General features: G+C 37.3%; 29 protein-coding genes. 6 read left to right on the top strand and 23 right to left on the bottom strand.

The annotated features are described in order from the left end of the window. Positions 1 to 66 precede the first annotated feature (66 nt). The 7 genes from OCV67_RS10135 to OCV67_RS10165 all read right to left on the bottom strand — a co-directional run bounded on the left by OCV67_RS10135 (position 67) and on the right by OCV67_RS10165 (position 6,089). Positions 67 to 714, bottom strand: a complete 648-nt coding sequence (locus tag OCV67_RS10135; RefSeq protein WP_147643862.1) for a hypothetical protein — start codon at positions 712 to 714, stop codon at positions 67 to 69. Further along, positions 647 to 1,993, bottom strand: a complete 1,347-nt coding sequence (locus tag OCV67_RS10140) for a hypothetical protein (protein ID WP_147643863.1) — start codon at positions 1,991 to 1,993, stop codon at positions 647 to 649. Before OCV67_RS10140 ends, OCV67_RS10135 begins: the two co-directional genes overlap by 68 nt. Continuing rightward, positions 1,993 to 2,895 (bottom strand): ABC transporter ATP-binding protein, encoded by a 903-nt coding sequence (locus OCV67_RS10145; protein WP_147643864.1) that lies wholly within the window; start codon positions 2,893 to 2,895, stop codon positions 1,993 to 1,995. The genes OCV67_RS10140 and OCV67_RS10145 overlap by 1 nt, the downstream gene beginning before the upstream one ends. A 190-nt stretch (positions 2,896 to 3,085) precedes the next feature. Continuing rightward, entirely contained in the window at positions 3,086 to 4,276 is a 1,191-nt protein-coding gene (locus OCV67_RS10150; protein ID WP_147643865.1) for a HAMP domain-containing sensor histidine kinase, read from the bottom strand. Further along, positions 4,264 to 4,938 carry a response regulator transcription factor gene (locus OCV67_RS10155; protein WP_147643866.1) on the bottom strand — a complete coding sequence of 225 codons (675 nt, stop codon included), beginning with the start codon at positions 4,936 to 4,938 and terminating at the stop codon, positions 4,264 to 4,266. The genes OCV67_RS10150 and OCV67_RS10155 overlap by 13 nt, the downstream gene beginning before the upstream one ends. A gap of 276 nt (positions 4,939 to 5,214) precedes the next feature. Beyond that, positions 5,215 to 5,775, bottom strand: coding sequence for a site-2 protease family protein (locus OCV67_RS10160; RefSeq protein ID WP_147643867.1), 561 nt, complete (start codon positions 5,773 to 5,775; stop codon positions 5,215 to 5,217). Then, on the bottom strand, positions 5,772 to 6,089 hold the full coding sequence (locus OCV67_RS10165) for a hypothetical protein (protein ID WP_147643868.1): 318 nt from the start codon (positions 6,087 to 6,089) through the stop codon (positions 5,772 to 5,774). Before OCV67_RS10165 ends, OCV67_RS10160 begins: the two co-directional genes overlap by 4 nt. A gap of 287 nt (positions 6,090 to 6,376) precedes the next feature. Between OCV67_RS10165 and OCV67_RS10170 the strand changes: the two genes are divergently transcribed. The 3 genes from OCV67_RS10170 to OCV67_RS10180 all read left to right on the top strand — a co-directional run bounded on the left by OCV67_RS10170 (position 6,377) and on the right by OCV67_RS10180 (position 8,285). Then, positions 6,377 to 6,553 (top strand): ribbon-helix-helix domain-containing protein, encoded by a 177-nt coding sequence (locus OCV67_RS10170; protein ID WP_147643869.1) that lies wholly within the window; start codon positions 6,377 to 6,379, stop codon positions 6,551 to 6,553. A gap of 127 nt (positions 6,554 to 6,680) precedes the next feature. Beyond that, entirely contained in the window at positions 6,681 to 6,890 is a 210-nt protein-coding gene (locus OCV67_RS10175) for a hypothetical protein (RefSeq protein ID WP_147643870.1), read from the top strand. A gap of 93 nt (positions 6,891 to 6,983) precedes the next feature. Next, positions 6,984 to 8,285, top strand: coding sequence for an FAD-dependent oxidoreductase (locus tag OCV67_RS10180; protein ID WP_147643871.1), 1,302 nt, complete (start codon positions 6,984 to 6,986; stop codon positions 8,283 to 8,285). A gap of 14 nt (positions 8,286 to 8,299) precedes the next feature. Here the strand turns inward: OCV67_RS10180 and eno are convergent, their stop codons facing one another. From eno to OCV67_RS10240, 12 genes are all read right to left on the bottom strand, one after another. Then, positions 8,300 to 9,565, bottom strand: a complete 1,266-nt coding sequence (gene eno, locus OCV67_RS10185; protein ID WP_147643872.1) for a phosphopyruvate hydratase — start codon at positions 9,563 to 9,565, stop codon at positions 8,300 to 8,302. A gap of 13 nt (positions 9,566 to 9,578) precedes the next feature. Continuing rightward, positions 9,579 to 10,172 (bottom strand): rubrerythrin, encoded by a 594-nt coding sequence (rbr, locus tag OCV67_RS10190; RefSeq protein WP_147643873.1) that lies wholly within the window; start codon positions 10,170 to 10,172, stop codon positions 9,579 to 9,581. A 63-nt stretch (positions 10,173 to 10,235) separates the two neighbouring features. Beyond that, positions 10,236 to 11,096, bottom strand: coding sequence for a GH25 family lysozyme (locus tag OCV67_RS10195; protein WP_147643874.1), 861 nt, complete (start codon positions 11,094 to 11,096; stop codon positions 10,236 to 10,238). 89 nt (positions 11,097 to 11,185) lie between these two features. Beyond that, entirely contained in the window at positions 11,186 to 11,428 is a 243-nt protein-coding gene (locus tag OCV67_RS10200; RefSeq protein ID WP_147643875.1) for an acyl carrier protein, read from the bottom strand. Between the two features lie 11 nt (positions 11,429 to 11,439). Then, a complete protein-coding gene (locus OCV67_RS10205) occupies positions 11,440 to 13,230 on the bottom strand; it encodes an HAD-IIIC family phosphatase (protein WP_147643876.1) in 1,791 nt (596 codons plus the stop codon). 27 nt (positions 13,231 to 13,257) lie between these two features. Beyond that, a complete protein-coding gene (locus tag OCV67_RS10210) occupies positions 13,258 to 14,667 on the bottom strand; it encodes a DHHW family protein (RefSeq protein WP_147643877.1) in 1,410 nt (469 codons plus the stop codon). A gap of 14 nt (positions 14,668 to 14,681) precedes the next feature. Next, positions 14,682 to 16,085 carry an MBOAT family O-acyltransferase gene (locus OCV67_RS10215; RefSeq protein ID WP_147643878.1) on the bottom strand — a complete coding sequence of 468 codons (1,404 nt, stop codon included), beginning with the start codon at positions 16,083 to 16,085 and terminating at the stop codon, positions 14,682 to 14,684. Positions 16,086 to 16,455: 370 nt separating this feature from the next. Beyond that, positions 16,456 to 17,424 (bottom strand): SPFH domain-containing protein, encoded by a 969-nt coding sequence (locus OCV67_RS10220; RefSeq protein ID WP_147643879.1) that lies wholly within the window; start codon positions 17,422 to 17,424, stop codon positions 16,456 to 16,458. A gap of 15 nt (positions 17,425 to 17,439) precedes the next feature. Next, on the bottom strand, positions 17,440 to 17,892 hold the full coding sequence (locus OCV67_RS10225) for an NfeD family protein (protein WP_147643880.1): 453 nt from the start codon (positions 17,890 to 17,892) through the stop codon (positions 17,440 to 17,442). Positions 17,893 to 18,118: 226 nt separating this feature from the next. Continuing rightward, a complete protein-coding gene (locus OCV67_RS10230) occupies positions 18,119 to 18,307 on the bottom strand; it encodes a DUF6774 domain-containing protein (protein WP_178085093.1) in 189 nt (62 codons plus the stop codon). A gap of 36 nt (positions 18,308 to 18,343) precedes the next feature. Beyond that, a complete protein-coding gene (locus OCV67_RS10235; protein WP_147643881.1) occupies positions 18,344 to 19,198 on the bottom strand; it encodes a lysozyme inhibitor LprI family protein in 855 nt (284 codons plus the stop codon). Between the two features lie 109 nt (positions 19,199 to 19,307). Next, positions 19,308 to 19,742 (bottom strand): hypothetical protein, encoded by a 435-nt coding sequence (locus tag OCV67_RS10240; RefSeq protein WP_147643882.1) that lies wholly within the window; start codon positions 19,740 to 19,742, stop codon positions 19,308 to 19,310. Between the two features lie 179 nt (positions 19,743 to 19,921). On the opposite strand from OCV67_RS10240, the gene OCV67_RS10245 reads away from it, so the two are divergent. Next, complete coding sequence (locus tag OCV67_RS10245) at positions 19,922 to 21,364, top strand: glycosyl hydrolase family 8 (protein WP_178085094.1); 1,443 nt, start codon at positions 19,922 to 19,924, stop codon at positions 21,362 to 21,364. Between the two features lie 115 nt (positions 21,365 to 21,479). On the opposite strand, the gene OCV67_RS10250 is transcribed toward OCV67_RS10245, so the two are convergent. Continuing rightward, the gene (locus tag OCV67_RS10250) at positions 21,480 to 22,394 is read right to left on the bottom strand and encodes an NAD(P)/FAD-dependent oxidoreductase (RefSeq protein ID WP_147643884.1); all 915 of its coding nucleotides are present in this window, start codon (positions 22,392 to 22,394) and stop codon (positions 21,480 to 21,482) included. Between the two features lie 384 nt (positions 22,395 to 22,778). Between OCV67_RS10250 and OCV67_RS10255 the strand changes: the two genes are divergently transcribed. Both OCV67_RS10255 and OCV67_RS10260 read left to right on the top strand, forming a co-directional pair. Next, the gene (locus tag OCV67_RS10255; RefSeq protein WP_147643885.1) at positions 22,779 to 23,984 is read left to right on the top strand and encodes an RtcB family protein; all 1,206 of its coding nucleotides are present in this window, start codon (positions 22,779 to 22,781) and stop codon (positions 23,982 to 23,984) included. A 2-nt stretch (positions 23,985 to 23,986) separates the two neighbouring features. After that, entirely contained in the window at positions 23,987 to 24,151 is a 165-nt protein-coding gene (locus OCV67_RS10260) for a hypothetical protein (RefSeq protein ID WP_178085095.1), read from the top strand. A 66-nt stretch (positions 24,152 to 24,217) separates the two neighbouring features. Here OCV67_RS10260 and OCV67_RS10265 read toward each other — a convergent pair whose 3' ends face one another. From OCV67_RS10265 to bioB, 3 genes are all read right to left on the bottom strand, one after another. Further along, complete coding sequence (locus OCV67_RS10265) at positions 24,218 to 24,661, bottom strand: GyrI-like domain-containing protein (protein ID WP_147643886.1); 444 nt, start codon at positions 24,659 to 24,661, stop codon at positions 24,218 to 24,220. 68 nt (positions 24,662 to 24,729) lie between these two features. Continuing rightward, entirely contained in the window at positions 24,730 to 25,626 is an 897-nt protein-coding gene (locus OCV67_RS10270) for a helix-turn-helix transcriptional regulator (protein WP_147643887.1), read from the bottom strand. 56 nt (positions 25,627 to 25,682) lie between these two features. Beyond that, a complete protein-coding gene (bioB, locus tag OCV67_RS10275; RefSeq protein ID WP_147643898.1) occupies positions 25,683 to 26,654 on the bottom strand; it encodes a biotin synthase BioB in 972 nt (323 codons plus the stop codon). Positions 26,655 to 26,830 lie beyond the last annotated feature (176 nt).

Genomic DNA, 26,830 nt, shown 5'->3' on the forward strand with positions numbered 1-26,830 from the left:
TTTCTTTCAATTTTCAACAAAAGGACACCAAGACGCAGCGAACACTGCGTGTTGGTGTCCTTTTCATTAAACCATGCGCTTACGAATCCTTTGATAGAATAAAGCTGCTGCCATCATCAGCATTCCCGCAACGAACAGCCACAGCTTTGCAGTGTAGCTGCCCGTTATCATAGAGAACAGATAAAAACTTCCCAGCTTTGGCCCCATACCGATGTTGAGTGCGTAATAAAGCAGCGGCGGCATGTATCCGATGACTGTATTTCCAGTCAGCGCGGAGGTCAGCATGCCCATGGAGCCTAAGAATAGGGCATCCGCTATTGTTCCAAACGCCAAAATCGGTGCTACATCACAGCTTTGCATTTTCATATATACGGTAAATACGCAGATTAACAAGGCGGCAATTCCCACGGAATACACCGTTCGTATCAAATGAACCTTTGCTGTGCTGCAATACTTGGAAGACACCAGATCGTCGATTTCTTCGTTCTGTTCCGGCTGAAATACCGGCGTCAGAAGCACAATGCCAATTAAAGAAACAAACATCTCCAGCGGCATGGCTGCGGAATTCCGATCCAGATTGGCTGTGCCAATGAGGAATGGAGTGACAAGGCATAAAAGAACAGCCACTGCAATGGATAAAAGTGCATTATGCCTGAGATTGATTTTTGCGATTTCTAATACCAGAAACTGCTTTTTGGAAGAATGCATTTCCACCGAATTTCCCCTTTCTTTTTGCTTCATAGATTAAAATTGTGAGTAAGATCAGTACCAGAGAGATTCCCGCTATTAGCAGCCTGTTCTGCACAAGATTCTGGAAATGATCCAGATAGTCCTGGGTTCGGAATAAGGAATCTGCCCCCGCATTGTGGCGAGGTGCCAGACGAAACAGGGAATATCCCGAATGAACGGTTTTGATTCCCAGATTGACGTCAAACATCCACCAAAGCCCCTGTACTGCAACGGCAATGGGCGTACCGGTCAGCTCCGTCAAAAACATACCAATGGCCGTGGAAATCATCACACTGGGCATCAGCCAACCGAAATCATACTTGAGGGGAGCTAGATAATCCAGCTGTATTCCGCTATAGCTGCTCCAAACCATCATGTTTGATACATAGGATAAAATGATTACCGGAACCATGACTGCGATAACAAGCGCCAAGTACCGGATAAAGGTCAGTTTAGCTGCGGACATTTTCTTTGTATAGATAAGCGCCTCCATGTTAGCACGCCGGTCCTTCATGCTCAGGATGACCGCCAGAAATACCGGCAGGATTGACAGCACCATAACGCCTGCATAGTCTGAGAACAGACGGGCATAGCCGCCGGTCACTCTATCGGAAGTGACCGCAAGGTCGTATTGCTCTTTTGCCTCCTCATAGGTCAAAGGAACCGTTCCGTACCCAATCAGCGAATCCACCGCGTAGTTGGAACCACCGCCCAGAAGATCGTCCGCCTGCCCCATCAGCTCTTTAAATCGGGCATAGTCCATATCATCCCTTACTGCAAATGTCATCTTTTCAGGACTGCTCTGCTGTTTATCATCCGAACTTATGGTAAAGCCTCCATTGCCGTCCTGCTGCATACCATCCCCGCCGATTTGAAAGGTATAATTGTCGGAACCGCCGGGCGTAATCCCTGCTACTTCCTGCAAAATTCTTTCCTTATCATTCCCTGTAATCTCAGAAAGGATTTCGGCCATTCTTTCCTGCTTGTCTTCGCTGAGCTTTACATGCTTGATAAATCCAATGGGATACGTCGTATAATTATTATTACTAAACTCGGTCAACAGGTCTCTCAACGCAGCCGGCATAATCTGTTCTGCTATTTCCTCATGTTTAAATCCGTAACTGCCGCCCGGCTGAGGTTCCTCAAGGAGATCTTCATGAAACCGGAATACCCCCTGAGAGAACAGACCAATCACAACAGCTGCAACGAAAATCAAGTATGGAACGGATTTTACAATTTTTTTGATTTCCTGCAACAACAGCATTACCACTCACCCCCAATTTCACCCAAAATCTCTCGAACGCCGCTGGAGTGGAGATACAGCATATATGCATCCTCAATATTCGGTTCACATGCCTTTGCACCTTGCATCAAAGTATCCTCAATAAATCGAATGTGAACCTTGTTGCCCTGAGTGTGCATGCTGGTGATGGTAAGCTGCCTTTTAAGCTGGGGAAGTTCTCGCTTGGAAGCTGTCATGGTAAATACTCTGCCTTCTGCTGCCTGCAAAAGTTCATCTACTGTACCGTTATAGATAACCCTGCCCTCGTTGATGATGGCGATATCCTCACAAGTGGCTTCAATGTCCCCTACAATGTGGGTGGACAGAATCACAATCTTATCTTCGGCGATTTCAGACAGCAGATTTCTGAATCTGACACGTTCCTCCGGATCCAGCCCGGCGGTAGGTTCGTCAACAATCAGCACCTTAGGGTTATTGAGCAGCGCCTGGGCAATTCCAAGCCGGCGTTTCATGCCGCCGGAAAGCGCTTTTACCTTTTTGTTCCGGTGCTCTGTCAGATTCACTTTTTTGAGTAGTGCGTTGATTCGTTCTTTTCGTTCTGCTCCACTGAGTCCTGACAGGATTGCCAGATATTCCATGGCTTCCCCTACATTCATGGATGGGTACATGGAAAACTCCTGAGGCAGATACCCGATAATCTTGCGAATCTCTTTGGCGTTTTCTATTGGAACGCCGCACACGGTAATTTCTCCGTCCTTCTTTTGAAGTAATGTGGCCAATGTCTTCATCAGAGTGGTCTTGCCAGCACCGTTGCGACCCAGCAGACCAAACATACCTTGATGAATGGAAAGATTCACATCAAAAAGCGCCTGCTTCTTTCCGTAAAATTTATTCAACCCTTTGATTTCTATAGAATTGTTCATTTGAAAAAGCTCCTTTCTCCAGATGGTTTCTCATCTGATAGGTATAGTATAAAGGGAGATTTTCAACTTTTTATCTACTTGTTAAAAATATTTTGTGAAATAAATCGTCATTTTATATGCTTAAACAGGCAGCCACCAATAATGGATGACCGCCTGCTAAAGTAATGATATTTAATTGTAACATATCATGTCACTGTCTGAACGCCACGGTAATCACCGCCCCGTCCTGGTTGCTCAGTCGGATATATCCTCCATGCTTCTCACAAAGGATCTTGCAGATATTCAACCCCATACCGAAATGCTCGTTATCAGTTTCCCGCACTGTTTTGTAAAACGGCTTTGTGGCATTCTCCAAATCCTTTTCCGCAAATCCAGCTCCATCATCGGAAACAGTCAAATACAGATAACCATCTTGCAACTTTGTCAATACCTTAATCTTTTCCTTTGCAAACCGCACTGCGTTGGCAAGCAAATTCTCAAACACCCGCATAACAATGGTAGTGTCTATATTCAAATCAACATGCTCGTCACCAATAACCTCGCAGAAAAATACTTTCCCGTTACACACGGCTTCTCCGGTTTCCCTGAACTGCCTGCAAAGCGCATCCATCGTTACAGGCTGCCGAACAATCATAATATCCTCCAGCCGCTGCAGCTCCCCCATGGTTTGCACATACTCTTCCAGCCTTACAATATGCCGGTACATCATCTTTGAGGTATCACTCACTTTTTCAGCTGTCATTTTCGGCGCATATTTCCGCAGAAGCTCGCTTTGTCCTTTCAGGACTGTCAGCGGTGTTCTCAGGTCATGGGCAAACGCTGCATTCAACCGTTTACGTTCCTCCATCTGCCGCCACATTTCTTCATTGCTTTCCTGCAGCGCCTGACGCATTTTCTCGAAAGAAACACACAGCTTTCCCAGCTCGTCCTCTTTATCATAGATGATTTTGAAGTCCAAATTATTTTCGGCAATCTTACCAGCGGCATGATCCAGTATAGTAATAGGCTCCTGTAGTTGTCGTTTATAAAACAGAACACTGGTGACTGCAATACAGAAAATAAAACAAATTGGATACACACCGACACTCAAAAATCCAAGAATATTATATACAGTTCGATCTGTCCGCGTAAAATGATCCTTTAAATTCAGTGGCGTCTGATAAGATATATTTCCTTCTGTCTTTTCAAATCCAATCACCATTTCGGGATTGGATACTCCAAATTGAATTTGATATTTTTTATAGTATCTGGACTGCCCCCACTGACAAAAGTTTGATAGAGCTAAGGATAGCAGCAAAGCAGAAAAAATACAGGCGAGCATAGATATAGTGAATGCTGTCTTAATAGATTTTCTTTTAAAGAAATCTTTCATTTTACCCATTTGTATCCCACTCCCCAAACCGTTTCCACATATGGTTTTGTAACTCTCGCCGCCAGCTTTGCGCGAATTCTGCGGATATGTTCGGCTACCACAGAAGATTCTCCTTCACTGTCATAGCCCCAAACAAGTTCATAAATCCGTTCTTTGCTGAAAATCTGCCCAGGATGGCTGGAAAGAAGCTCTATAATATCAAACTCCTTTTTTGCAAGAGAAATTTCTTCGCTATCAAAGTATAATCGTCTTTCAGTATAGTCAATCGACAACTTATCATCAAACCGGACTTTCGGAGTCTCTCCTCTGCGACGCTCCCGTCTGATGTGTGCGGCAACTCTTGCGCCAAGCTCATCCAGGGAAAATGGCTTTACAACATAATCATCCCCACCCATACCGAAACCTTTGATTTTATCACTGTCCTCCACTCTGGCTGTCAGGAACAGAATGGGGCAACTAACAAAATCCCGTATCCGGGCACACACCTCCAGACCATCCACATCAGGCATATTGATATCCAGAAGAATGATATCCGGCTGTCTTTCAGCTTTTTCAATGGCTTCTGTGCCGCTTGTTGCCGTCATTACATTATAGTCATTATACAGAAAATAATCTGCAAGAGTGGAAACAATGTCTGCCTCATCATCTACAATTAAAATGGTATCTCTCATTTTCCCACCTCCCATTTATAGTCTTTAGATTACGATATAATTTTCAACATTTTATCTACTATTCAATTCAAGATGCACTTTCCCCATCTATTTTCCAAGGTATTCGTCTGATTATACCAGGCTTTATGTGTAAAGCACATATTTTAAGTATACGGCAAAGAAGGCTGCTCCATACAGAGCGGCCTTCCGCAGTATTATTGATTTGAATTTACCTCAGCACGATCTGCAAATGACTTTGGTCTAATATTATTATTTTACAATAAAATAGAATAAGAATCAATAGCAGAATTCATAAACCGTCAAAAGAATAACTGTTATATAACCTGTAATATTGCCTGTGTTAAAAATATAAAAAAATGCAATTATAATAGCAGCCGAAATTATCGCCACAGCCTTCATAATCAAACTGCTGTTCAACTCATAGTGCTCAAGAATTTTTCTAAGTACTGCTCCTCCGTCCAGATTTGAAAACGGAAGAAGATTAAATAAACCTAATATCAAATTTACTGAAAATGCCCAATCTGCACCGGTAAGATAAAAAAACAAGGCCGCTGCAAAATTAAAAAAAGGTCCGGCAAAAAGGACAAAAACTTCTGAGTATACCGGTTTCAGCGACGAAGCAGAAATCATTTTTACTCCTCCTGCCCAGAACACAAGCTGTTCTATTTTGATATCTGAAATAACTGCGGCAATACAATGTCCGATCTCATGGATAACACAGGCACATACCGCAGTCAGAGCCAATTCAGGAGCGTCAAGAAGGCAGAAAACCGCCGCCACTGCAAAAAAACCGAATTCAAAGGAGATTTTAAGTCCTGCAATATTTACATTAATCATTTTACATACTGTATAGCCTTACTGACTGCCTGCTTTATAAATTCCTCCGCAGCTCCGTTGGTCATACTTTTAAATTCAGATACGAACCATGCAGTAGTATCGCCTTCGATCATTTTAATTACCGCAAATACCAGTACTAAAAGGACGCATAAAATCAGCTGCATAAACAGTACATCACTCATACGTTCCGAATTATAAACAGTTTCTTCACTGTGCTTAGCTCTTACCATTTCAATTAAATCGACAGGCTCCTGTGTATTTTCAGATGTTGTCTCAGTATTTTCAGGCGCTGTTTCAGTTTTTATTTCATTCATAGTATACCTCCATATAATTGTTTTATAATTTATATGAAAGTTTCCATTTAATTATGAGAAATGCCATACGGTATAAAATAAGAAAACAGCAACATATTACCACCTCAATAATACGTTGCCGTTTCTTTTTAAGATTATGTATACATAAAAATCTTATAAGTTTATTATATACCGATTTCCATAAAATGTCAATAGGTAAATTAAAAAATTATGAATAAAAAAACTATTGACTTTTGGAACACAATAGTATATGATAAATTTATGGAACTCAAAAGTGAGGTGACTATATGTGTTCCAAAAAAATGGGCAGACCTACTGACAGTCCAAAAGTAAATGACGTCAAAGTAAGGCTTAATGACGAAATGCATAAGAAATTATTAGAGTACTGTGAAAAAAATAACATTACAAAAGCAGAAGCCATTAGGCAAGGCATTCATTTACTTCTGTCACAGGACAAAAAATAACGATAACGCTGCACCGACAAATGCCAAGCGTTACCGTTACAACAACAAACCCTCGAAAGGAATCTGCTAAATCTATTATAGCATTCCTTTCGTGGGTTGTCAATAAAAAACAGAAAGGAATTTAAATATGACCAATGTAGATGTAATTAATAAGCTTGACAATACTCTGAGGATATCAAAAGGTGTTGAAGAAATTTTATTTGTGCTTGCCTACAGTGTTGATTTAAACCCTGTAAACGGCGATACTTTTTCCTACGGAGTAAATCTTATGTATGAAGTAATGTGTTACTGCAACCGCAGTCTCACAGACCTGAGAGACAAAATAGAAAAAAATTAATTATAAAAATAAGCTGACAGACTTTAAAAAATTCTACCTGTATATATTAATTTATAAATGAAATAATATAATAAAAACAGGAGAAATTTTAAAATGAAATCAATATGGCAGCAAAATACTGAACTTCCGGAATTTCCTGAATTAAAAAAAGACATAAAAACAGATGTGCTTATTATCGGCGGAGGAATTGCAGGAATACTGACTGCATATTTTCTTCAGCAAAACGGTATAAATTATATTCTGGCTGAAAAAGAGAAAATATGCAGCGGCGTCACACAAAATACTACCGCTAAAATTACTTTCCAGCACGGCTTGAACTATCAGAAAATTCTTAAAAGCTTTAATAAGGAAACCGCACAGCTGTATTTACAGGCTAATAAAGCGGCTTTTGATAAGTACGCTCAATTATGCAAAAATATTGAATGCGGTTATGAAATAAAAGATAATTTTGTATATTCAGTAAATGACAGACAAAAACTTGAAAATGAAATTTCCGCATTGGATAAAATAGGATACAAAGCAAAGCTTTGCAATGATATTCCACTGCCATTTAAAACGGCAGGAGCAGTACGATTTTCAGATCAGGCACAATTCAATCCTCTGAGATTTATTTCAGCAATTGCAAAGGATTTAAATATCTTTGAAAATACCTTTATCCGAGAACTAAATGGGAAAACAGCAATTACCAATTCCGGTAAAATAACCGCCGACAAAATAATCATTACCACTCATTTTCCGTTTATTAATAAACACGGCAGTTATTTTCTCAAGCTCTATCAGCATCGTTCCTACGTTATTGCACTGGAAAATGCACAAAATGTAAACGGAATGTATGTTGACGAAAATCACACGGGAATGTCTTTCAGAAATTATGAAGATTTTATTCTTATAGGAGGCGGAGGACATCGAACAGGTAAACAAGGAGGAGGCTGGTCCGAGCTTAGGAATTTTGCCGACAAATTTTATCCTGATTCACGTGAAAAATATTATTGGGCGGCGCAGGACTGTATGAGCCTTGACGGAATTCCGTATATAGGACAATATTCAAAAAATACTCCTGATTTATACACTGCAAGCGGTTTCAATAAATGGGGCATGACAGGAGCAATGCTTTCCGCTATGATTCTAAGTGATATTATCACAGATAAGAAAAAAGATTTTGCAGAAATATTCAGTCCTTCCAGAAGTATTCTAAAGCCTCAGCTATTGATAAACGGCTTTGAAGCGATAAAAAATCTCATGACTTTTTCAAAAAAAAGATGTACTCACATGGGTTGTGCTTTAAAATGGAACAACGCCGAGCATTCATGGGACTGCCCCTGTCACGGTTCACGCTTTTCCGAAAAAGGAGAAATTCTTGACAATCCGGCAAATAAAAATTTGGAGCAGCATTAAAGCTGCTCCTTATATTATCCGGATATTCTGTTAAACCTTGTCAGACCGTTTTCTGCCCCGATACGCAAAAGACGGTTATATTTTGCAACCCTGTCAGAACGGCAAGGGGCCCCGGATTTGATCTGTCCGGCATTTGTCCCGACTGCCAGATCTGCTATAGTCGTATCTTCCGTTTCTCCGGAACGGTGAGAAATAACCGCTCTGTAGCCTGCCGATCTTGCCATTTTAATGGCATCTAGAGTTTCAGTCAGCGTACCGATCTGATTCAACTTTATAAGAATAGCATTTGCGGCATTTTCTTTTATACCTCTTGAAAGATGCTGAGTATTTGTAACAAATAAGTCATCACCAACAAGCTGAATCTGTTTGCCCAGACGTTTGGTCATATCAGTCCAGCCGCTCCAGTCCTGCTCTCCAAGTGGATCTTCAATTGAAATAATAGGATATTTTGAAACAAGACCTTCCCAGTATGAAATTAATTCATTCGTTTCGTAGGTTACTCCTCTTTTAGGAAGATAATATTTACCGTCCTTATACCATTCACTGCTTGCTGCGTCAAGGGCAATTTTTACAGTATCGGTATTGTAACCTGCCTGTTCAATTGCGTCAAGTATGCATTCAATTGCTTCTTCATCTGAGTTTAAATCCGGAGCAAAACCGCCCTCGTCACCTACAGCGGTAGATAAACCTTTTTTCTTCAAAACTGTTTTCAGACTGTGATAAACTTCAGTTCCCATTCTGAGAGATTCTGCGAAAGTATCAGCACCCACAGGCATAACCATAAATTCCTGAATATCAATATTATTTGAAGCGTGAGCGCCGCCGTTTAAAATATTCATAAGCGGAATCGGCATTATATCCGCTGAAACTCCCCCGATATACTTGTAAAGCGGCATTTTGTAATGAGACGCCGCCGCCTTTGCAAGTGCAAGAGACGCTGCAAGTATGGCATTAGCGCCTAATCTTGATTTATTATCTGTTCCGTCAAGGTTAATAAGCATACTGTCTATTCTGCCTTGATCTATAGTTTTAGCGTCTATCATAGACTTACGGATTTCCGAATTGACATTCTTTACCGCCTGCGTTACGCCGCTGCCGTTATATCTTCCTGAATCGTTGTCACGAAGCTCTGCCGCTTCAAACATTCCGGTAGACGCTCCGGACGGTACGCTTGCTATGCCGACGCTTCCGTCTGAAAGCAGTACTTCAGCTTTAACGGTAGGATTACCTCTGGAATCTAAAACCTCATATCCTCTTACATGATCTACTTTTATTCCCATATTTTTAATCCTCCTACAAAGTAGTAAACGGTGCAAGCTTCAGACGTACAAAATATCCCTGAGGATGACTGCATACCGGACATGATTTCGGTGCTTCCGAGCTTTTGTGAACATATCCGCAGTTCAAACACATCCACTCTTCTTCAACATCAGATACAAACAGCTTGCCCTGCTCCAGAAGATCTGCAAACATACCAAATCTGTCGCCGTGTGTTTTTTCAATCTTTGCGATCTGATTGAATTTGGCGCCGATATTAGTAAAACCTTCCTGATTTGCAACTGCTGCAAAATCCGGATAAACCGGTTCAAATTCTTCAAATTCATTATGCTGTGCAGAACGCAGAAGCTTTAAAACATCGTCATAAATATCTACAGGATAGCTGCCGTCAATGGTAATATTTTCTCCGGTCATTTCCTTTAGATAATTGTAAAAAATCTTTCCATGCTCTTTTTCCTGATTGGCAGTAAACTTAAATACCGCTTCAATTACATGAAGGCTCTGACTTTTTGCAGCTTCTGCTGCATAGGTATATCTGTTTCTTGCCTGACTTTCTCCCGCAAACGAACGCATTAGATTAATTCTGGTCTGACTGTCTTTTAAGTTCATATTTTTTCCTCCTGTTTATCAAAATACAATATTATTATTTTCCATAAACAGGAGGTTTATACATTAAAACGGTACTTTAATTCTTTCTCCCACGTAAATTAAATTTGGATTTTCAATATTATTCAGTCTTGTTAATTCTTCAACCGTAGTTGAATACCTTGAAGCAATACTGTAAAGAGTATCACCGGAAACCACAGTATAATAGAAATAATCCCCGTCAGGACGGTTTTCCTTCTCATCATCAGTAACATAAACAGTATCGGTAAACCTGTCTCTGTCAACATTTCCGCTTATACCGCATACTCTTCCGGCATCAGTGTACTGAAAACCGCTCCAGCCGTCTCTCCATACTCTTGTTATATCAGGTTCATATACGTCATAATCAGCAGCCCAAAGCGGATATTTTTTAAACTCATCGTCCCATACGTTATCGGCAGCATATGCGTCGGTATAAATCATAGGAAGTATACCGCTTCGCCTATGAAGTTCTTCAATAAAAGCAGTTCCGATCCTATTAACTTCTCGTATCGACAAACCGGAAAAGTTCTCAAAATCCATTACCGGACGGCAGTCATAGTCTTTATCTCTGATCAAAGATGCAAAACGTATCGCCTGTTCTCTTGCCTGCGCTTCATCACGAGCGGTAACGTAAAAGTAAAAACCAAATTTTACATCCGATTCACGTGCCTTTCGAGCATTGGATTCAAAATACGAATCTGTATAATCGCCGGAACCTGCTCTGATATAAACTACTTCAATACCGCATTCATGAACTCTGTCAAAATCAATATCACCCTGAAACTCACTTACGTCAATTCCGTCGTGAACTCTGTCCGAATCCGGTCTCATTGCCGATACAGGCAGAATACATAAAGAAAAAACCGTAATCATAGAAATAACAACTGACAATAATTTCTTTTTCATTTATTCACACCCCTTTCAAAGCATTATATGAATAAACGACCGAAATTGACAATTGAATTTTCATGATCACGGTTTAATATCTTATAAGTTTATTTTCCTCTTTCCTCAATAATGGACATCATTTCCCCGACATTTTTCATTGATGAAACTTCTTTCATTTTAAAACGCATTTTAAATTCCTGTTCAACAGCGCCTATCAAATTGATATGCTCCAGGCTGTCCCAGTCCTCAATATCGTCAGACGTAGTATTCTCATTTACAATAATTCTGCTGTCATCAAATACATCTCTGAACACTTCGTTAAGTCTTTCCTTTAATTCTGTTCTGTTCATAGTTTTCTCCTTTACACTTTTTGCGTCTGTTTTACTGTTATCAATTTATTTTTAGGAATATAATTTTTTATATCCATTTCCCAAACAGTATTTTCTTCAATATCTTCACTTATTTTCTCAAATCCAAAATCTGAAAATAAACTTTTAACCATACTGTTTTTCTTTGTTTTCAGATAATAACCGTATATTTTTCTGATACCCTGAAGTTTTGCCTCTGACACTAAGCAATCAAGCATTGCATATTCCATATTACGCTTTAATACACGGCAGCTCATAAGCCACAAATCAATATGTAAAGCATCGTTTTCCTTTCTGCCGATTACCACTGATACAATACCGTTATCACCGAATTTATCCTTTAGACGTCCGCATAGCGTTATGTAATTACCGTCTGAGGAGATTTTTTCAATTTCGTTTTGAGTATAACGCTTTGTGGTTAGATTAAACTGATTGCTTTTATTGGTAAGCTGAGTTATTCTCTGCAAATCAATGGCTTTAAATTCTTCAATTTCCGCTGTCATTTCCAGACTTAAAAGGTAATCGTCATAATTCTCAAATTTTTTGCTTACTTTGACTCTCTGTGCATTTGCCTTATACATAGCATTTCTGTTTATATCATCATCTGAAAAAGACGTTACCTCAAAGAATCCGCTTCTGTCAATAATTTTAATATAATTTTCAGGGTTTTCAAGAGACGGCGACTGAACATTCAGCTGTCCTGATACAATTTCCCTTTCAGCCGGATTATCATCTGCAAATACTATACTTTCCGGAAGTATCCCGATTTCTTCAGCCATAACTGCGATATTTGAATCCTTTGGTTCCCAGTTAGCTTTAATACTTATAAAATCATCGGGTTTTAAAACCCCGTCAGGATGATTTAGACCGGTAACAGCATTTTCATAATCATTTTTCGAGCATACTCCAAGCAGTACACCGATCTTCTGCTGTTCCTTTACATATTTCTGGAACGCATAAAACGCTTCCGCAGCAGCCGTTTCATGACCGATTTCTAAACCGTCAACACCATCGTCGCCGATGACGCCGCCCCAAAGCGTATTGTCAAGGTCCAAAGCAAGAGCTTTTTTATTTTTTCCGAAAATGGATTTTATTATATTTGATATATTAAATGCAAGATCCGGTATAAACTGCGGATTCACTGCGTATTTATACATGTACCAGTACGAAGGCTCAGACCATTTGTCCAGTCCGCAGCATGCAGAAAGATAATTTATATCGTTTACATAAAAATTTTCATGATTTAAAGCATAGTCATAAAACATAATGTTCAGACGGCTTATGAAATTTACCTGTCCGTGATAATCCCAAGCATCACGATTTCCAAGTATTCTGTAAATCGGCATTTCAAAATTATTCTGAATTATCGGACAGCTATATATCTCCTCAATACGCTCCCACATAGATTTAAAATGCTCAAACTGTCTGTTAAGCGCATTGCCGCATTCGGCTCTTGACGCCTTCATATCAAGATCATATTCTGTAATATTTCTTGCTGTCGTATGAATATATATCAAATCAGGTTTGAATTGCAGAAGTTCTTCATTAGCAAACATTATATCTTCCCAGTACTTAGCATATTCCGACTGATAAAATTCACACTCTATTCCTTGTTCCAGTAAAAAAATCTCCAGCATGGAAACTATATCATTTGTAGTCGAACCGCCCAATACTGCTATCTTCTTTCTTATCCGTACTGTACCATCATCTGCAAGCTGACGTTTGATTTTCCTTCTGTTCTTTAAAAGATACGCACTGTCAAAAGGATATGACAACTCTTTCATTCTTATCTCCGTTCCTTTAACTTATTCTCATTGTGTTCTTATTTGTTCTATACATTCAAAATTACTGCCTGTTGCGCTAAAAGTATTCATAGCAAACAATAAATCAGTTACTCCGCACTCCTTAAGATAGCTTACTGCATTCACATCAAAATATCGCATATCAATAACATAAATATCTTCAAATGAGCCTGTCAGACATGGAACAAGCGCATTACCGTAACTGTCCTTTATTATAGCAAGCTTTCTGCCGTTATTAACGTCAGTGCTGACATGAGTTACTGCCTGATCCGTCCCCATAAACACAAGATACCAACTGACCGGATCTACATTATCAAGATTAATAAGCAAATTGCCTTCCCATTCCTCTGACAAATCAGTACTGTAATAAGTAGTAGTATAATCATTTGAAGGCTTGTAGTAAACAAAATCCTCCGGATTATTTTTAAGATCGTTATCTCCGGTATAACCGTAAAGAGTACCTACATATCCCGACTTTGTAACTTTTTCATAGGACTGAAGCTTTGCAAAAGGCACTCCGGCAGCTTCGGCAAATTCCTGTGCTGCATAAAAAGCCCCCAGCTGTGACCAATGATGATCGGTTCTCTGGAAAATATCCTCGTCTTTATGCTCCATTAATGCACCGTAAGCGTCGATCGGTTCAACGCCGTTTAAATAATCATTAATATTATTTATATTATCCTCTTCACTTCCGGTCATATCTGAATATTTCTTCGGAAGATAGTACGAAACGGGCGTCGGACAAACCATTGAATAAACATTTACATCGTCTCCGAGGTCTTCCTTGAAAGCGTTCACATACTGAGCGTACAATTCTCCATTTGAATAGCTTCCGCCGAACAGCATAATTCCTCTGTTTTTATAAACTAAAATGTTATTGCTGATCTCTCCTTCAATATTCGGATCATCAAGAGGATCATTTGTAGTAGTGACAGCAGTCTGTGTGGTTTTTACGGTAGTAACAGCAGTATTGCTTGTTTTCAAAGCAGCAAAATCTGAAGCTTTTGTTTCAGCTTTTGTCTCCTTTGGTTTACTGTCCTGCTTTACCATTGAACCGTGAATTTTAACCTCGCTTGAAGCAATACCGAAATGTGCTCTTATATCAGAAACCAGATCCTTAAAATATTCCCTTCCGGGTACAGTATCATTATAAAATTCTTCAATTCCTGAAGTATATTTTCCGGAAAAATACTTTGAAATAGAAAAGGACGGCCATTTTGCAAGAGTTCTGTTTTCCGTTTCAGATATTTCAGGTCTTTTAAGAATTATCATGCATACTGCAATTACAAAAATAGTCATTACAAAAGCGACTACATTAAGGACTTTAAAAAATCTCAGTGTATATCGTTTCTTTACTTTCTTTTTCTTTTGGCGTCTTATTTCAACATCTATTTTAAAATCTCTATCATTATTTTCCATATATACTGTCCTCCTTAAAATCTGAAATACAGAAACGGATTATTTGTAGCGTCAACCAGTAAAATACTGCTTACAAGCAGCAAAGCAATATTTACTGCAACCCTAGAAGCGGCAATAGTATATGAAAATCCAATATTTTTCTTTGCGAGATTCTGTATAACCTTAGCAACAGGAAAACAGCAGATAACAGCTATAATGATAAGATATAAATTATTTGTTACTGAAAGCTTTGTAAATTCATCAATGAAACTGTTAGAATTCAATCCTATCAAATTTTTAAAGAAATCTCCCAGTCTTGAAAGATCCTCAAAATAAAAAATCCCAAAACCAATTATAATTACTATTTTATTGTATATATGACGAACAGCAAGAGGTATTTTTTTCATTTTCTTTTTTCCGATAAGCTGTTCAATAAAAATAAACATACCGAAATAAAGACCCCAGATTATGTAATTCCAGCTTGCTCCATGCCAAAGTCCCGTACAGAACCAGACAAGAAAAAGTCCGCCGTATTTTCTTCTTTTGCCGAATATCGGAACATACAACAGATAGTCACGGAAAAACGTACTCAAAGAAATATGCCATCTCTGCCAGAATTCTGAAACGTCTTTACAGATAAACGGATAATTGAAGTTTTCATCAAAATGGAATCCGAAAATACGTCCCAAACCAATCGCCATATCTGAATATCCCGAAAAGTCAAAATATATTTGCATAGCATAAATCATCACCGCATACCATGTGCCGGTAACCGAAAGATTTTTAATATCGCTTCCGAAAAAAGCCTCGACAATAATACTCAGATTATTTGCGAGTATAACCTTTTTTGCAAGTCCCACAGCTATTCTTGAAACTCCTGATGACAGATCGTCAAGCGTTGTACGTCTGTTATTTATCTCACTTTCAATAGTACTGTACCGCACAATAGGACCTGCAACAAGCTGCGGAAACAATGATACATACATGAGAAATTTCGGAAAGCTTTTCTGAACAGATACTTTTTCCCAATGGCAGTCTATTACATAAGATATGATCTGAAAAGTATAAAAGCTTATTCCTATGGGAAGTTTAATATCCGGTACGGGAAGATTCAGCGGAAGTAAAGCATTTAAATTTTCAGCAATAAATCCGCTGTATTTGAATATTCCAAGTACGGCAAGATCAAAAAACACTGCAAAAAATACCGCTAACTTTCCCATAAGTTTTCCACGATACTTATCAATTGCAAAAGCCAGAATATAGTTTAAAGCCGCACTTATAATCAATATAAATACACATAAAGGTTCTCCCCACGCATAAAAAATCAGCGAAAAAATAATAAGCACAGCATTTCTGTACCTATTCTTTTTTGTTGCCGCATAGCATATAACGCATAAAGGCAAGAACAGGTACAGAAAAAATAAACTTGAAAATACCATTTTGTCAACTCCACACACATTTTTCTTTTATTCTTTATATTTTCTATATGAAATTCGGCGCAGTAAATAATTAATTATATTAACCGAATATAAAAAGTTAACAAATTGTCATTAAAGCCAATATTATTGTAAATAATTTGTTACTAATTAACAAATATCTAGTTCATATAAAACAATTTTACGACTTTTTCTGACAATTTAAACATAAATTTTATCTTTATTTATATTATACAACATAAAAAACAGTCTTGCAATAGGGCAAAATAATTTTCGCATTTTATACAAAAAATATATAAAATAAAACAAAAATGGAGTGACAAATGCCACTCCATACAAAACCACATTTATTTTTTAGTACAGATTAAACAAATCATTTTTCCGTTATATTTTTATCTGTAACCGTTTCCATAACGCCTGCCGCAAGACCTGCAATACCTTGGATTTCGCTCGGAATAATAATTTTGGTTGCCCTTCCGTTAGCAATTTCCGGAAAATATTCAAGTGCTTTATATTTTAAAACATTTTCAGAAGGTTTCGCTTCATTGAGTCTTTCAAGAGCTTCCGCCTTAGCGGTCTGAACTTTGGAAATTGCCACAGCATCGCCTTCAGATTCAAGTCTCTTCTTTTCCTTTACAGCCTCCGCACGTAAAATCATAGCTTCCTTTTCAGCCTGTGCTTTTAGAATTTCTGATTCCTTAGCGGCTTCCGCACGAAGAATCTGAGATTCCTTTTCACCCTGTGCCACAAGGATCTTAGATTTCTTTTCACCTTCTGCAAGCAGAATCTTTTCACGGCTTTCACGTTCAGCCTTCATCTGCTTTTCCATTGAATCCTGAATTTCTCTAGGAGGAAGGATATTTTTCAGTTCCACACGGCTTACCTTGATACCCCAACGGTCTGTAGCCTCATCCAGAATAGCGGTGATTTGCTTGTTGATTCTGTCACGTGATGTCAGTGTTTCATCAAGAACCATATCGCCTATAATGTTACGAAGCGTTGTTGCGCAAAGATTTTCAATAGCTGACAACGGACGCTCCACACCGTAAGCATACTGTTTTGCATCAGTAACCTGAAAGAATACAACCGTATCAATCTGCATTGAAACATTATCCTTTGTAATAACGGACTGCGGTTTGAAATCAACTATCTGATCTTTGATAGAAACCTTTTTTGCAATTCTGTCAAGAAAAGGAATAAGAAAATGCGGACCGGTCGACCACTCAGCATAAAATGTACCCAGTCTTTCAACTATGTACACCTGAGCCTGAGGTACAATTTTAATTCTCGTTACAAGAACAATAATAATAAATAATACTACTCCTAAAATAATATACTCCATAATCTCCTCCGTTTATTATAAATTTATTTTTTCCTTATAAAGGGTTACATAAAGTTTAGTTCCCCTTATATTATCAATTCTTACTATGCTTCCCTCTGGTATTATTGAATCGTCTGCCGAAACTGCTTTCCAGTCAACCCCATTGAGCTTAGCACGTCCGGTATCAATTTTATTGTTTATTTCTTCAATAACAACAGCAGTTTTACCAACATCAAGCTCTATATTCGTAGGCTGAATTTTTTTTACTGCAAATTTTTTTAATAAAGGCCTGGTAAACAATAGAAGAACTATTGATACTACAGTAAAAACAAGCATCTGAATTCCTAATTCTGCTCCGCACAACGCCATTATGAATGTAACAAGAGCGCCGATGGCAAACCAGATCGAGATCAATTGAAAAGATGCCAGCTCTGCAATAACCATTACAGCAAATACAGCTCCCCAAAATATAAGGTCGTAGTCGTACATATTTTTCTCCCTTCATCAAAATTTGTAAAAAATTTAAGCTTCAAGCTTATTTATATTTTAACACATAAATCATAAAAATACAACAGTCAAAAAGCGATAATTTTTAGCTTTTTTGACTGTTTTCACTTGTTTTATTAAATCTAATCCCCGTCGCTTACCGGCAATAAACGATGCTTAGTCCCTCGAAATAAATTATATGCTCTTAAATACTCTCATTTAATTACTATTAACAGTTATTTTCATTTTTGCGGTTACAGGATTTTTCAATAAATTCTCTTTGTGCCGCAATTGTTTCAAGAGTATCTCCAAGCTGTGTAAAAACTGCACCCCAAACCGCAAGCTCATCATTATTAAACTTTGATGCAAACATATTTGCAAATGCAGTTATTGAAGCCGTTAATTCGCATGGTGACAAGATACCACCTCCTGTAACCATTATATGCATAAATTTTTATTTTTGAAACATAAAATTATATTCACCGGTAAGCTGCATACAGTATTCTGCAAGCTCCAACGCTCTGTATCTTGTCATATACAAAATTTTTGAAGCAGAAAAAATCTGAATTTCAGATCCCCAGCCTACAGACGCCATATGAATGTCCTCTCCCAGACATATACTGTTTTTCATATATTGTTCCCAGCTTTCCTGCGACTCGTTCAGTACTTGAATTGCATCTTCATCTGGCAAATTCTCATGCAAATGATCAAGTGATTCTTTTGATGATAAATTATTCTTTAAAATTTCAAGTGCATTGTCCATTTCAGTCTGCCATAAATCAATATATCGTTGTTCGCGTTTTACAATATCAGCAGTCGCATATATCGTATCATTATAAGTATCTATATAGTCCCTGTCAATAGGATTATTATTGAGTGCTTTTTCAAATCTGCCGTTTTGCATATATGATTCATATTCCGGAAACGGATTATTTTGTCCTGTTTGTGTAATTTCATAATAATCAACTCCGACAGTATCCAGCTTAAACACTCTTCCTGTTTCTCTTAAAATAAGATAATGTCCCTCTGTCGTAATGTAATCGCCCATATCGTAATAAGCCTTTATACTGCATGCACTTTCTCCCAGATATTCTTCATCTTCCAGAAACATAAGCTTTAACTCATTGTTATTAAGAATTTGCCACAAAATATCTGAAGCTTGTGAATCGCTAAGTAAATTTTCCGCACTCATTTCCGTTGACACAGACGTTTGTGAAATACTGTCTGCCTTATTTCCTGAATCCTTTGATTGACATGATACAGCCATAATCATGCACAATGCAATAGCTGCCGCAACAGATTTTCTCAATTAAATCCCCCATAATATAATAATATGTTTATCATATACTATTATATAACAGTCAGCAAAAAAGTCAAGTTTGAATATTATAAAAAGAGACTGCTAAAGCAATCTCTTTTTATAAAAATTCCTTGATATTATCTCTGAGCTTTTCTTCAAGCTTTATAAGTTTTTTTGCAAGATTTTTAGATTTTTCGTCAGCCGCCTCATATTGATTTAAATATTTATTTAATGTTTTTATACCCATATTACAACCGTCAGTTATAAGGTCTGCAACAGCGTTATCAGACTCGTTAACGGATAGTTTAACATTTGTTTTGATCCATGACATTCCTTTGGCCATTGCATTTGGTTCTTTACCGTCATCATGATAATCATCAAGCAGCTTTTGAAGTTCGTGTTTTACTTCATCATTTTCCTTATAACTGTCCTCCAGATATTTTTTTAATTTATCACTTTTTACATAATCCAGCGATTCTTCAATTGCAGATACTCCCATTTTTATGCCCGCATCGCATTCTCTTAATAATTTTATTGTATCCTGTTCAATCATAATAATAATCTCCTTTTTTCTTTTTGCGATTGTATATAGTATCTGCTGACTACCGGAGAATATACGGTTTTATAAAAATATTACAATAAGTATTGCAATAAACTATCATAAATGATATAATTACTGTAATAACTTGTTAATTGTTCATGCGCATACAAAAAATATTTTGGAGGATAAACATGAAATTAAAACATAAAATAGCCGCCCTTACAGCATTACCCGTATTTTTACAAGCTTCATTGACAATGTCATGTACCGCAGCTAAAATTGACTCTACAGAAGCATTAGTACTATCAGAAGAAACGACAGCTTTTTATGAAAATTGGAAAGAAAAATATCTTGTTCAGGATACTTATGTATCTGACGAAACACAGTATTATGTTTGGTACAGCGAGGAAAAATACAGCGGAAACAACATTTCTGTCCCTGTTACTGTATCCGAAGCCCACGGCTACGGAATGCTGATAACGGTCAGTATGGCTGAATATGACACACAGGCAAAACATTATTTCGACGGAATGTATCGCTTTTTTAAAGCACACCCCAGTGATATCGGTTCTCATCTTATGTCGTGGCAGCAATGCGACAACGGTACTGAATTAATCGACGGCGCAAATGAAGGCAGCATGACCGAAGGATTCTGCGATTCTGCTACTGACGGCGATATGGATATCGCTTATGCTTTACTGCTGGCAGATTCTGTCTGGGGAAGCGACGGAGAAATCGACTATCATTCCGAGGCAGTCGCCGTTATAAATGATATTATGAAATATGATGTAAATCATGAATACTGGACTGTCGCTTTGGGCGACTGGGTGTCCGAATGTGATAAATCAGATCCTTATTATTCAGCAACCCGCAGTTCTGATTTTATAGTACAGTATTTTCCTGTATTTGCCGAGGTTACAGGTGATGAAAATTGGATGAAGGTATATGATACAACCTACGAAATTATTAATACTTTTGTTGATGAGTATAAAACAGGACTTCTTCCTGATTTCATTATAAGAGATTCTTCCGGAAATTATATTCCTTCACCGGCTAATTTCCTTGAAAGTGATTACGATGGATATTACTATTACAACAGCTGCCGTACTCCATGGCGAATCGGTATGGATTATTTAGTAAATAAAAACCAAGACTCTCTTGCTTTTATTAACGCAATAAATTCTTTTATGATAAAAGATACCGGCAATGATCCGTGGGAAATTAAAGCAGGGTATAAGCCTGACGGTACACAAATTGAGGATTATAACGATCTCTGCTTTACTGCACCGTTCCTTGTAGCGTCAGCATGCGGGGATAATTCTAAGTGGCATGAAGAAGTTCGTGATACTGTAATAAATTACGGAGATGACGTATACTACGGAGATACAATAAAAATGCTTTGTCTTATTGCAGACGACGGCGGATGGCTCGTTCCTGAAACAACTGAGACCTATCCTTTCGGCGATATAAACATGGACGGTTCTTTTACTGTGGCCGATATAGTATTGCTGCAAAAATATCTGATAAAAAAGGAAATCCTGAGTATCGAACAAGGAAAAATTGCAAATGTATACGAGGACAATAAAATTAATTGCTTTGATTTGGTTTCACTGAAAAATAGTTATCTTTCTTAATTTGGAAACGGCATTCATATCAGTAAATTTGCAGCTTATCTGCAAAAATATATTGACCAATTTTAAATATAACAGACATATCAGCTTTTATGATATGTCTGTTTTTTTATGACTTTCAAATATTATTTTTCAATATATAATTTTCAGCTGAATATACACAACTTGCTCCGTCTGCTGCGGCAGTAATCACCTGTCTTACACTTTTGGTTCTGACGTCTCCTGCTGCAAAAAATCCGGAAACGGAAGTAACACCGTCCTCATCTGCAATTACATACCCGTTTTTATCAAGCTTTACAAAACCTTTCAATAAACCCGAATTAGGTACTGTTCCCACAGCCACAAATATACCGTCTGTAAATATTTTTTCTTCTTTACCCTCACGTATAATTTTCATAGCGTTTACTCTATTATCTCCGATAATTTCAGACGGTACTGCGTTTAAAATAATTTCTATATTTTCAGTATTCCGTACTTTTTCCTGAAGCATCGCATTTCCTCTAAATTCATTTCTGCGATGAATCAGATACACCTTTTCAGCCATCCTGGAAAGCAGAAGTGCGTCTCCTAAAGCAGTATCTCCCCCGCCTACAACTGCCGCTGTTTTATTTTTATAAAAAGCTCCGTCACATACCGCACAATATGATACACCCTTACCGGTAAATTCAGATTCTCCTTTTATTTCAAGCTTACGGCGAGAAGTCCCTGCCGCATAAATTACAGCTTTTGATTCAAATTGACTTTTATCAGCAAATTCAACCTTAAAAACATTTCCCGTTTTACTTATGCAAGCAACCTCGCCTTCATAAAATTCAGTATTAAAAGCCAATGCATGATGGCGAAATTTTTCTCCAAGTTCAAAACCGCTTTCACCGTAAAGTCCAAGATAATTATCAACCTGTTCACTGTCGGTAATCTGTCCTGCCGAACCATAAAATCTTTCAGCCACAACAGCTTTAAGCTGTGCCCTGCCGGCATAGACTGCCGCTGAAAGTCCTGCCGGTCCGCTTCCGATTATAATAATATCGTACATACTTCCTCCTATATTTTTTCACTTTCATATATTTATCTTTATTATTAACATCTTTTTCTGCTTTAGTCTTAACTCAGGTCTTTTCAAATTTTTATCTTATTTCCAATTATAACATAGAAAAATTAAATTATCCATAATTTTTACATTTTTTTCTTGACAAATAAAAAAACAAATGTTATAATACAAAACATATTAAAGAAAGGACGGTGAATTTTATGTATATAAGTATATTTTATAAATTCAAACAAATTAATACATTACAGCAGAAGCATGAAATTTGCCTGCAATATATTTTTGTACAGTAAAATAGCTGTATACTAATATTTAATGCGCTTCTGTATAAACAGAGCGCATTTTTTTGCGGCAAATTCGGAAAGGAAATTTATGATTATTTTAAACGGAAAATACAATACTGCAAAGATTTTCACAGATAATATTGACGAAGATGCAATTTCCCAGATTATAACCCTATGCAATCAGCCTTTCAGCAAAAATTCTGATATACGAATTATGCCGGACGTTCATGCCGGCACCGGCTGTACTATAGGTACAACTATGACTATATCAGGTAAGGCGATCCCTAATCTTGTAGGCGTTGATATAGGCTGCGGTATGGAAACCATACTTCTTAAAGAAAAACACATTGAATTGCAAAAGCTTGACAAACTTATCTATGAAAAAATTCCGTCAGGATTCAATATTCGTGACAAGGCTCACAGATACAGCCAAAAAATAGACCTTACTCAGCTTTATTGCTATGAACATATTAATCCCATTCGTGCTGAATTAAGCATAGGCACTCTCGGCGGAGGGAATCATTTTATTGAAGCTGACAAAGGCAGTGACGGCAGTATATATATTGTGATTCATTCCGGTTCACGCCATCTGGGAGTTGAAACGGCAAAATATTATCAGGAACAGGCATACAAAAAACTGAACAAATGCTCACAAAAAGAAATAGACGCTCTTATTAAAAAACTTAAATCCGAAGGCAAAGAAAAACAGATTCAATCTGAACTTAAAAAGCTTGTGAACACCAAACGCACTGATATTCCAAAACATCTGGCTTATACTGAACATGAACTTTTTGAACAGTATATCCACGATATGAAAATTGTTCAGGAATTTGCTGCACTGAATCGCAAGGCAATGACAGATGAAATTATAAAAGGCATGGGACTTCATATCAAAGAACAATTTACTACCATTCACAACTATATTGATACTGATAATATGATTCTCCGTAAAGGAGCAGTATCTGCACAGAAAGGCGAACGTCTGCTGATACCCATCAATATGAGGGACGGAAGTCTGCTTTGCACTGGAAAGGGCAACAGTGACTGGAATTTTTCTGCTCCTCATGGTGCAGGACGCCTTATGTCACGATCGCAGGCAAAAGAAAGATTTACTGTTTCAGAATACAAAAAACAGATGAATGGTATTTTTACTACATCGGTCAACTCACAAACACTTGATGAATGCCCCATGGCATATAAACCTATTGAAGATATTGTAAGCAATATAGAAGAAACAGCAGAAATCAACGACATTTTAAAACCGATTTATAATTTCAAGGCGGGTGAAGAATAAACATGAAAAAATTTATACCATACGAAAAATTAAGTAAAAAGGAAAAACGCCGTGTTGACGAAATCAAAAGACGAAGCTGGTTAGGAATAAATCCAGTTACACGTATTGCAGATACGGACAGAAAAAATTATAAAAGAAAGTCAAAGCATCCAGAAAAATATGAATAAAAAAGGACGGTAAACCTCCGTCCTTTTATACTATATTTACAAAATTCTCAATTTTATTGCTCCGGATTATCTTAACGCAACATAAATATTTATTTCGGCAATCCCATTTTCATTGCTTATGTACTCTTCAAAATCACCGGTAAAGCTTCTTTCCAACGGCATTGTCCATATTTTCTCCCAAGCTTCTGCAACATCCTTAACAACATCACCTTTAATCTTAAACAATGCAAATCTTCCTCCGGGAATCTTCTTGACCTTAAGCTCTGAATCTGCTTTGGTTACTTCAGCACCGATTGTAACCTCATAGGTCATATTACTGAAATCATAATCAGAATAAAGACCGATACAATATTCATTCGCTTTGTTTTTCATGGAATCCCATATGCCTTTACCCATAAAATCCTGCCATAGACCGCCTATTATTTTCTGACACTCCGGATCGCTGTTGCCGGTTCTTGCCGTAATTCCAGCAATAATTTTCTCATTAAGATTTACAATTTCATAATTCATAGTGATTACCTCTTTTCTAAATTTATAATCACATTATACATCAATTAATATGACATCTGTGTGTCATATTATATATAATTTTGCAAAGCTTTTTTCAAACGTTTTTTCATTTCCTTTACTGCCTGCTCAGGCAGCAAAATTTTGCAGTATTCTCCGAAAGACGCTGCATAAGTACAAATTGTATTTATATCAGGAAGAAACAATTCGCATATAAAATCTCCGTTTTCATCAATTTTAAATTTACTTATCTCATCGTATACCCGAAACGCCATTTCAGAAGATATTTTCAATTTTGTTTTTATATTTTTGCTAACATCAAAATGTTTTTTGCCAAGTATACTTTCAGTAATACACATATCAAAAATTTCTTCCGATAATGAAAGCTCACTTATTCTTCTGATTTTAAAAAATCTGTAATCTTCACGCAATCTGCAATAGCCGTACAAATACCATGCCGCACCTTTAAAAACAAGTTTAAGCGGCAAAACAGTTCGCAAAATTTTTTCACCTTTTGAGCTTGAATACATAAAAGTTATTACATGCTTTTCAACAATTGCTTTCTTTATTTTACTAAAATAATTTTCATCATTCTCAAAATATCCCCATGAAGAAAAGTCAACTTCTATCCAATCATCATTCTGTTTTCCCAGCATACTGTTTAGTTTGTTCAATGCCGAACCGCTTTCAGAAAGACTCAAAGCACTAACCGCTTTCAATGAAGACAAAATTTCACCTTTTTCTTGTTCAGTCAGTACTGCTTTGTCAAGTATAAAATCAGGCATTAAGGATATACCTCCGCCTTTTCCTTTACTCATATAAATTGGAATTCCCGCTTGCGACAGCGTTTCCACATCACGATAAATAGTCCTGACGGATACTTCAAAATGCTCTGCAAGTTCACCGGCTTTTACAATTTTATTTTCAAGAAGTATATATACTATTTCAAATAATCTGTTTATTTGCATAAGACACCTTCATTTATATCAAGTAAGGCAGAGAATAAACTCTGCCTTTGTATTTTTTATATTTTAATTTCCCTTAAAATGTCAAAGCCTTCATCACTGAGCATTTCCAGATCTTGTTTTATATTGTTTCCCGAAGTAGTAAGCATATTTCCGGTAATAGCTGCATTTGCACCTGAATGAAATGCATGTCTGCCGCTATCCTGCATTAGCGCTCTGCCTCCGGCAAGCCGTATATATGCAGTAGGATTTATATAACGGAAAATGACTATAGTTCTGATTATATCGTCTTCTGACAATGGCTTTTGATTTTGCAAAGGAGTTCCTTTAATTGGTATAAGAACATTAATTGGTATAGATTCAATTCCAAGCTCCTGTAAAGAAAAAGCCATATCAATTCTGTCTTCCCAATTTTCTCCCAAGCCAATAATACCTCCAGAACAAACACTTAGTCCAGCACGCTGAGCAGCTTTTATGCATGCAATTTTATCATCATATGTATGAGTTGTACATATTTGCGGAAAAAATCTTCTAGATGTTTCAATATTGGCATGATATCTGAAAACTCCGCTCGCTTTAAGTTCTCTAAACTGTTCTTCTGTTAGCAAACCATGAGAAGCGCAAAGTTCTATATTACTACATTCCTTTTGCATATTTTTATATGCTTTCAAAGCACTGGTAAAGTCCTTGTCCGAAAGACTTCTTCCTGAGGTTACTACTGAAAAGCGATGAACTCCATCTGATTCTACACTTTTACATACAGAAACAATTTTATCCTCATTTAAAAATTCATATTCTTCAATATTAGTACAGTAATGTTCCGACTGTGCACAATATTTGCAGTTTTCAGAACAGCGTCCGCTTCTTCCATTGATTATTGTGCAGAGATCAATATGATTACCGCAGAATTTTTTTCTGATTTCATCTGCACCATTAGAAAGTTCCGATAAACTTCCGTTTATAAGAAAAGAAATATCATCTTCCCTTGACAATTTATTTCCTTCAAGAATTTTATGTGTAATTTTATTTATCAATTTAAAATTCCCCTTAATTTATGAAATTTATTTATTTTTAATTAATTATATAATAAAAAAACTGTTCAGCAAAAAAATCTTTACTGAACAGCTACATAAGCCGGCATTGAAATAATTTTCCAGGACGCGACCGTCCAAGTATCGTCTACGCGGAAGAGCTTAACTGCTGTGTT

The organism is Porcipelethomonas ammoniilytica (genome assembly GCF_025567485.1).
In the GTDB taxonomy this organism is placed as follows: Bacteria; Bacillota; Clostridia; order Oscillospirales; family Ruminococcaceae; genus Porcipelethomonas; species Porcipelethomonas ammoniilytica.

What these genes read in the sequence shown, in the direction of transcription:
- OCV67_RS10160 (WP_147643867.1), bottom strand. Translation starts at nt 5,775, where the DNA reads ATGATTAATGTAAATATTGCAGGACTTAAAATCTCCTTTGAATTCGGT.
- OCV67_RS10240 (WP_147643882.1), bottom strand. Translation starts at nt 19,742, where the DNA reads ATGATTGAACAGGATACAATAAAATTATTAAGAGAATGCGATGCGGGC.
- OCV67_RS10255 (WP_147643885.1), top strand. Translation starts at nt 22,779, where the DNA reads ATGATTATTTTAAACGGAAAATACAATACTGCAAAGATTTTCACAGAT.
- OCV67_RS10200 (WP_147643875.1), bottom strand. Translation starts at nt 11,428, where the DNA reads ATGAACAGAACAGAATTAAAGGAAAGACTTAACGAAGTGTTCAGAGAT.
- OCV67_RS10175 (WP_147643870.1), top strand. Translation starts at nt 6,681, where the DNA reads ATGACCAATGTAGATGTAATTAATAAGCTTGACAATACTCTGAGGATA.
- rbr (WP_147643873.1), bottom strand. Translation starts at nt 10,172, where the DNA reads ATGAACTTAAAAGACAGTCAGACCAGAATTAATCTAATGCGTTCGTTT.
- OCV67_RS10180 (WP_147643871.1), top strand. Translation starts at nt 6,984, where the DNA reads ATGAAATCAATATGGCAGCAAAATACTGAACTTCCGGAATTTCCTGAA.
- OCV67_RS10210 (WP_147643877.1), bottom strand. Translation starts at nt 14,667, where the DNA reads ATGGAAAATAATGATAGAGATTTTAAAATAGATGTTGAAATAAGACGC.
- OCV67_RS10225 (WP_147643880.1), bottom strand. Translation starts at nt 17,892, where the DNA reads ATGTACGACTACGACCTTATATTTTGGGGAGCTGTATTTGCTGTAATG.
- OCV67_RS10265 (WP_147643886.1), bottom strand. Translation starts at nt 24,661, where the DNA reads ATGAATTATGAAATTGTAAATCTTAATGAGAAAATTATTGCTGGAATT.
- OCV67_RS10215 (WP_147643878.1), bottom strand. Translation starts at nt 16,085, where the DNA reads ATGGTATTTTCAAGTTTATTTTTTCTGTACCTGTTCTTGCCTTTATGC.
- OCV67_RS10165 (WP_147643868.1), bottom strand. Translation starts at nt 6,089, where the DNA reads ATGAATGAAATAAAAACTGAAACAGCGCCTGAAAATACTGAGACAACA.
- eno (WP_147643872.1), bottom strand. Translation starts at nt 9,565, where the DNA reads ATGGGAATAAAAGTAGATCATGTAAGAGGATATGAGGTTTTAGATTCC.
- OCV67_RS10245 (WP_178085094.1), top strand. Translation starts at nt 19,922, where the DNA reads ATGAAATTAAAACATAAAATAGCCGCCCTTACAGCATTACCCGTATTT.
- OCV67_RS10150 (WP_147643865.1), bottom strand. Translation starts at nt 4,276, where the DNA reads ATGGGTAAAATGAAAGATTTCTTTAAAAGAAAATCTATTAAGACAGCA.
- OCV67_RS10170 (WP_147643869.1), top strand. Translation starts at nt 6,377, where the DNA reads ATGTGTTCCAAAAAAATGGGCAGACCTACTGACAGTCCAAAAGTAAAT.
- OCV67_RS10205 (WP_147643876.1), bottom strand. Translation starts at nt 13,230, where the DNA reads ATGAAAGAGTTGTCATATCCTTTTGACAGTGCGTATCTTTTAAAGAAC.
- OCV67_RS10250 (WP_147643884.1), bottom strand. Translation starts at nt 22,394, where the DNA reads ATGTACGATATTATTATAATCGGAAGCGGACCGGCAGGACTTTCAGCG.
- OCV67_RS10195 (WP_147643874.1), bottom strand. Translation starts at nt 11,096, where the DNA reads ATGAAAAAGAAATTATTGTCAGTTGTTATTTCTATGATTACGGTTTTT.
- OCV67_RS10220 (WP_147643879.1), bottom strand. Translation starts at nt 17,424, where the DNA reads ATGGAGTATATTATTTTAGGAGTAGTATTATTTATTATTATTGTTCTT.
- OCV67_RS10270 (WP_147643887.1), bottom strand. Translation starts at nt 25,626, where the DNA reads ATGCAAATAAACAGATTATTTGAAATAGTATATATACTTCTTGAAAAT.
- OCV67_RS10155 (WP_147643866.1), bottom strand. Translation starts at nt 4,938, where the DNA reads ATGAGAGATACCATTTTAATTGTAGATGATGAGGCAGACATTGTTTCC.
- OCV67_RS10260 (WP_178085095.1), top strand. Translation starts at nt 23,987, where the DNA reads ATGAAAAAATTTATACCATACGAAAAATTAAGTAAAAAGGAAAAACGC.
- OCV67_RS10140 (WP_147643863.1), bottom strand. Translation starts at nt 1,993, where the DNA reads ATGCTGTTGTTGCAGGAAATCAAAAAAATTGTAAAATCCGTTCCATAC.
- OCV67_RS10145 (WP_147643864.1), bottom strand. Translation starts at nt 2,895, where the DNA reads ATGAACAATTCTATAGAAATCAAAGGGTTGAATAAATTTTACGGAAAG.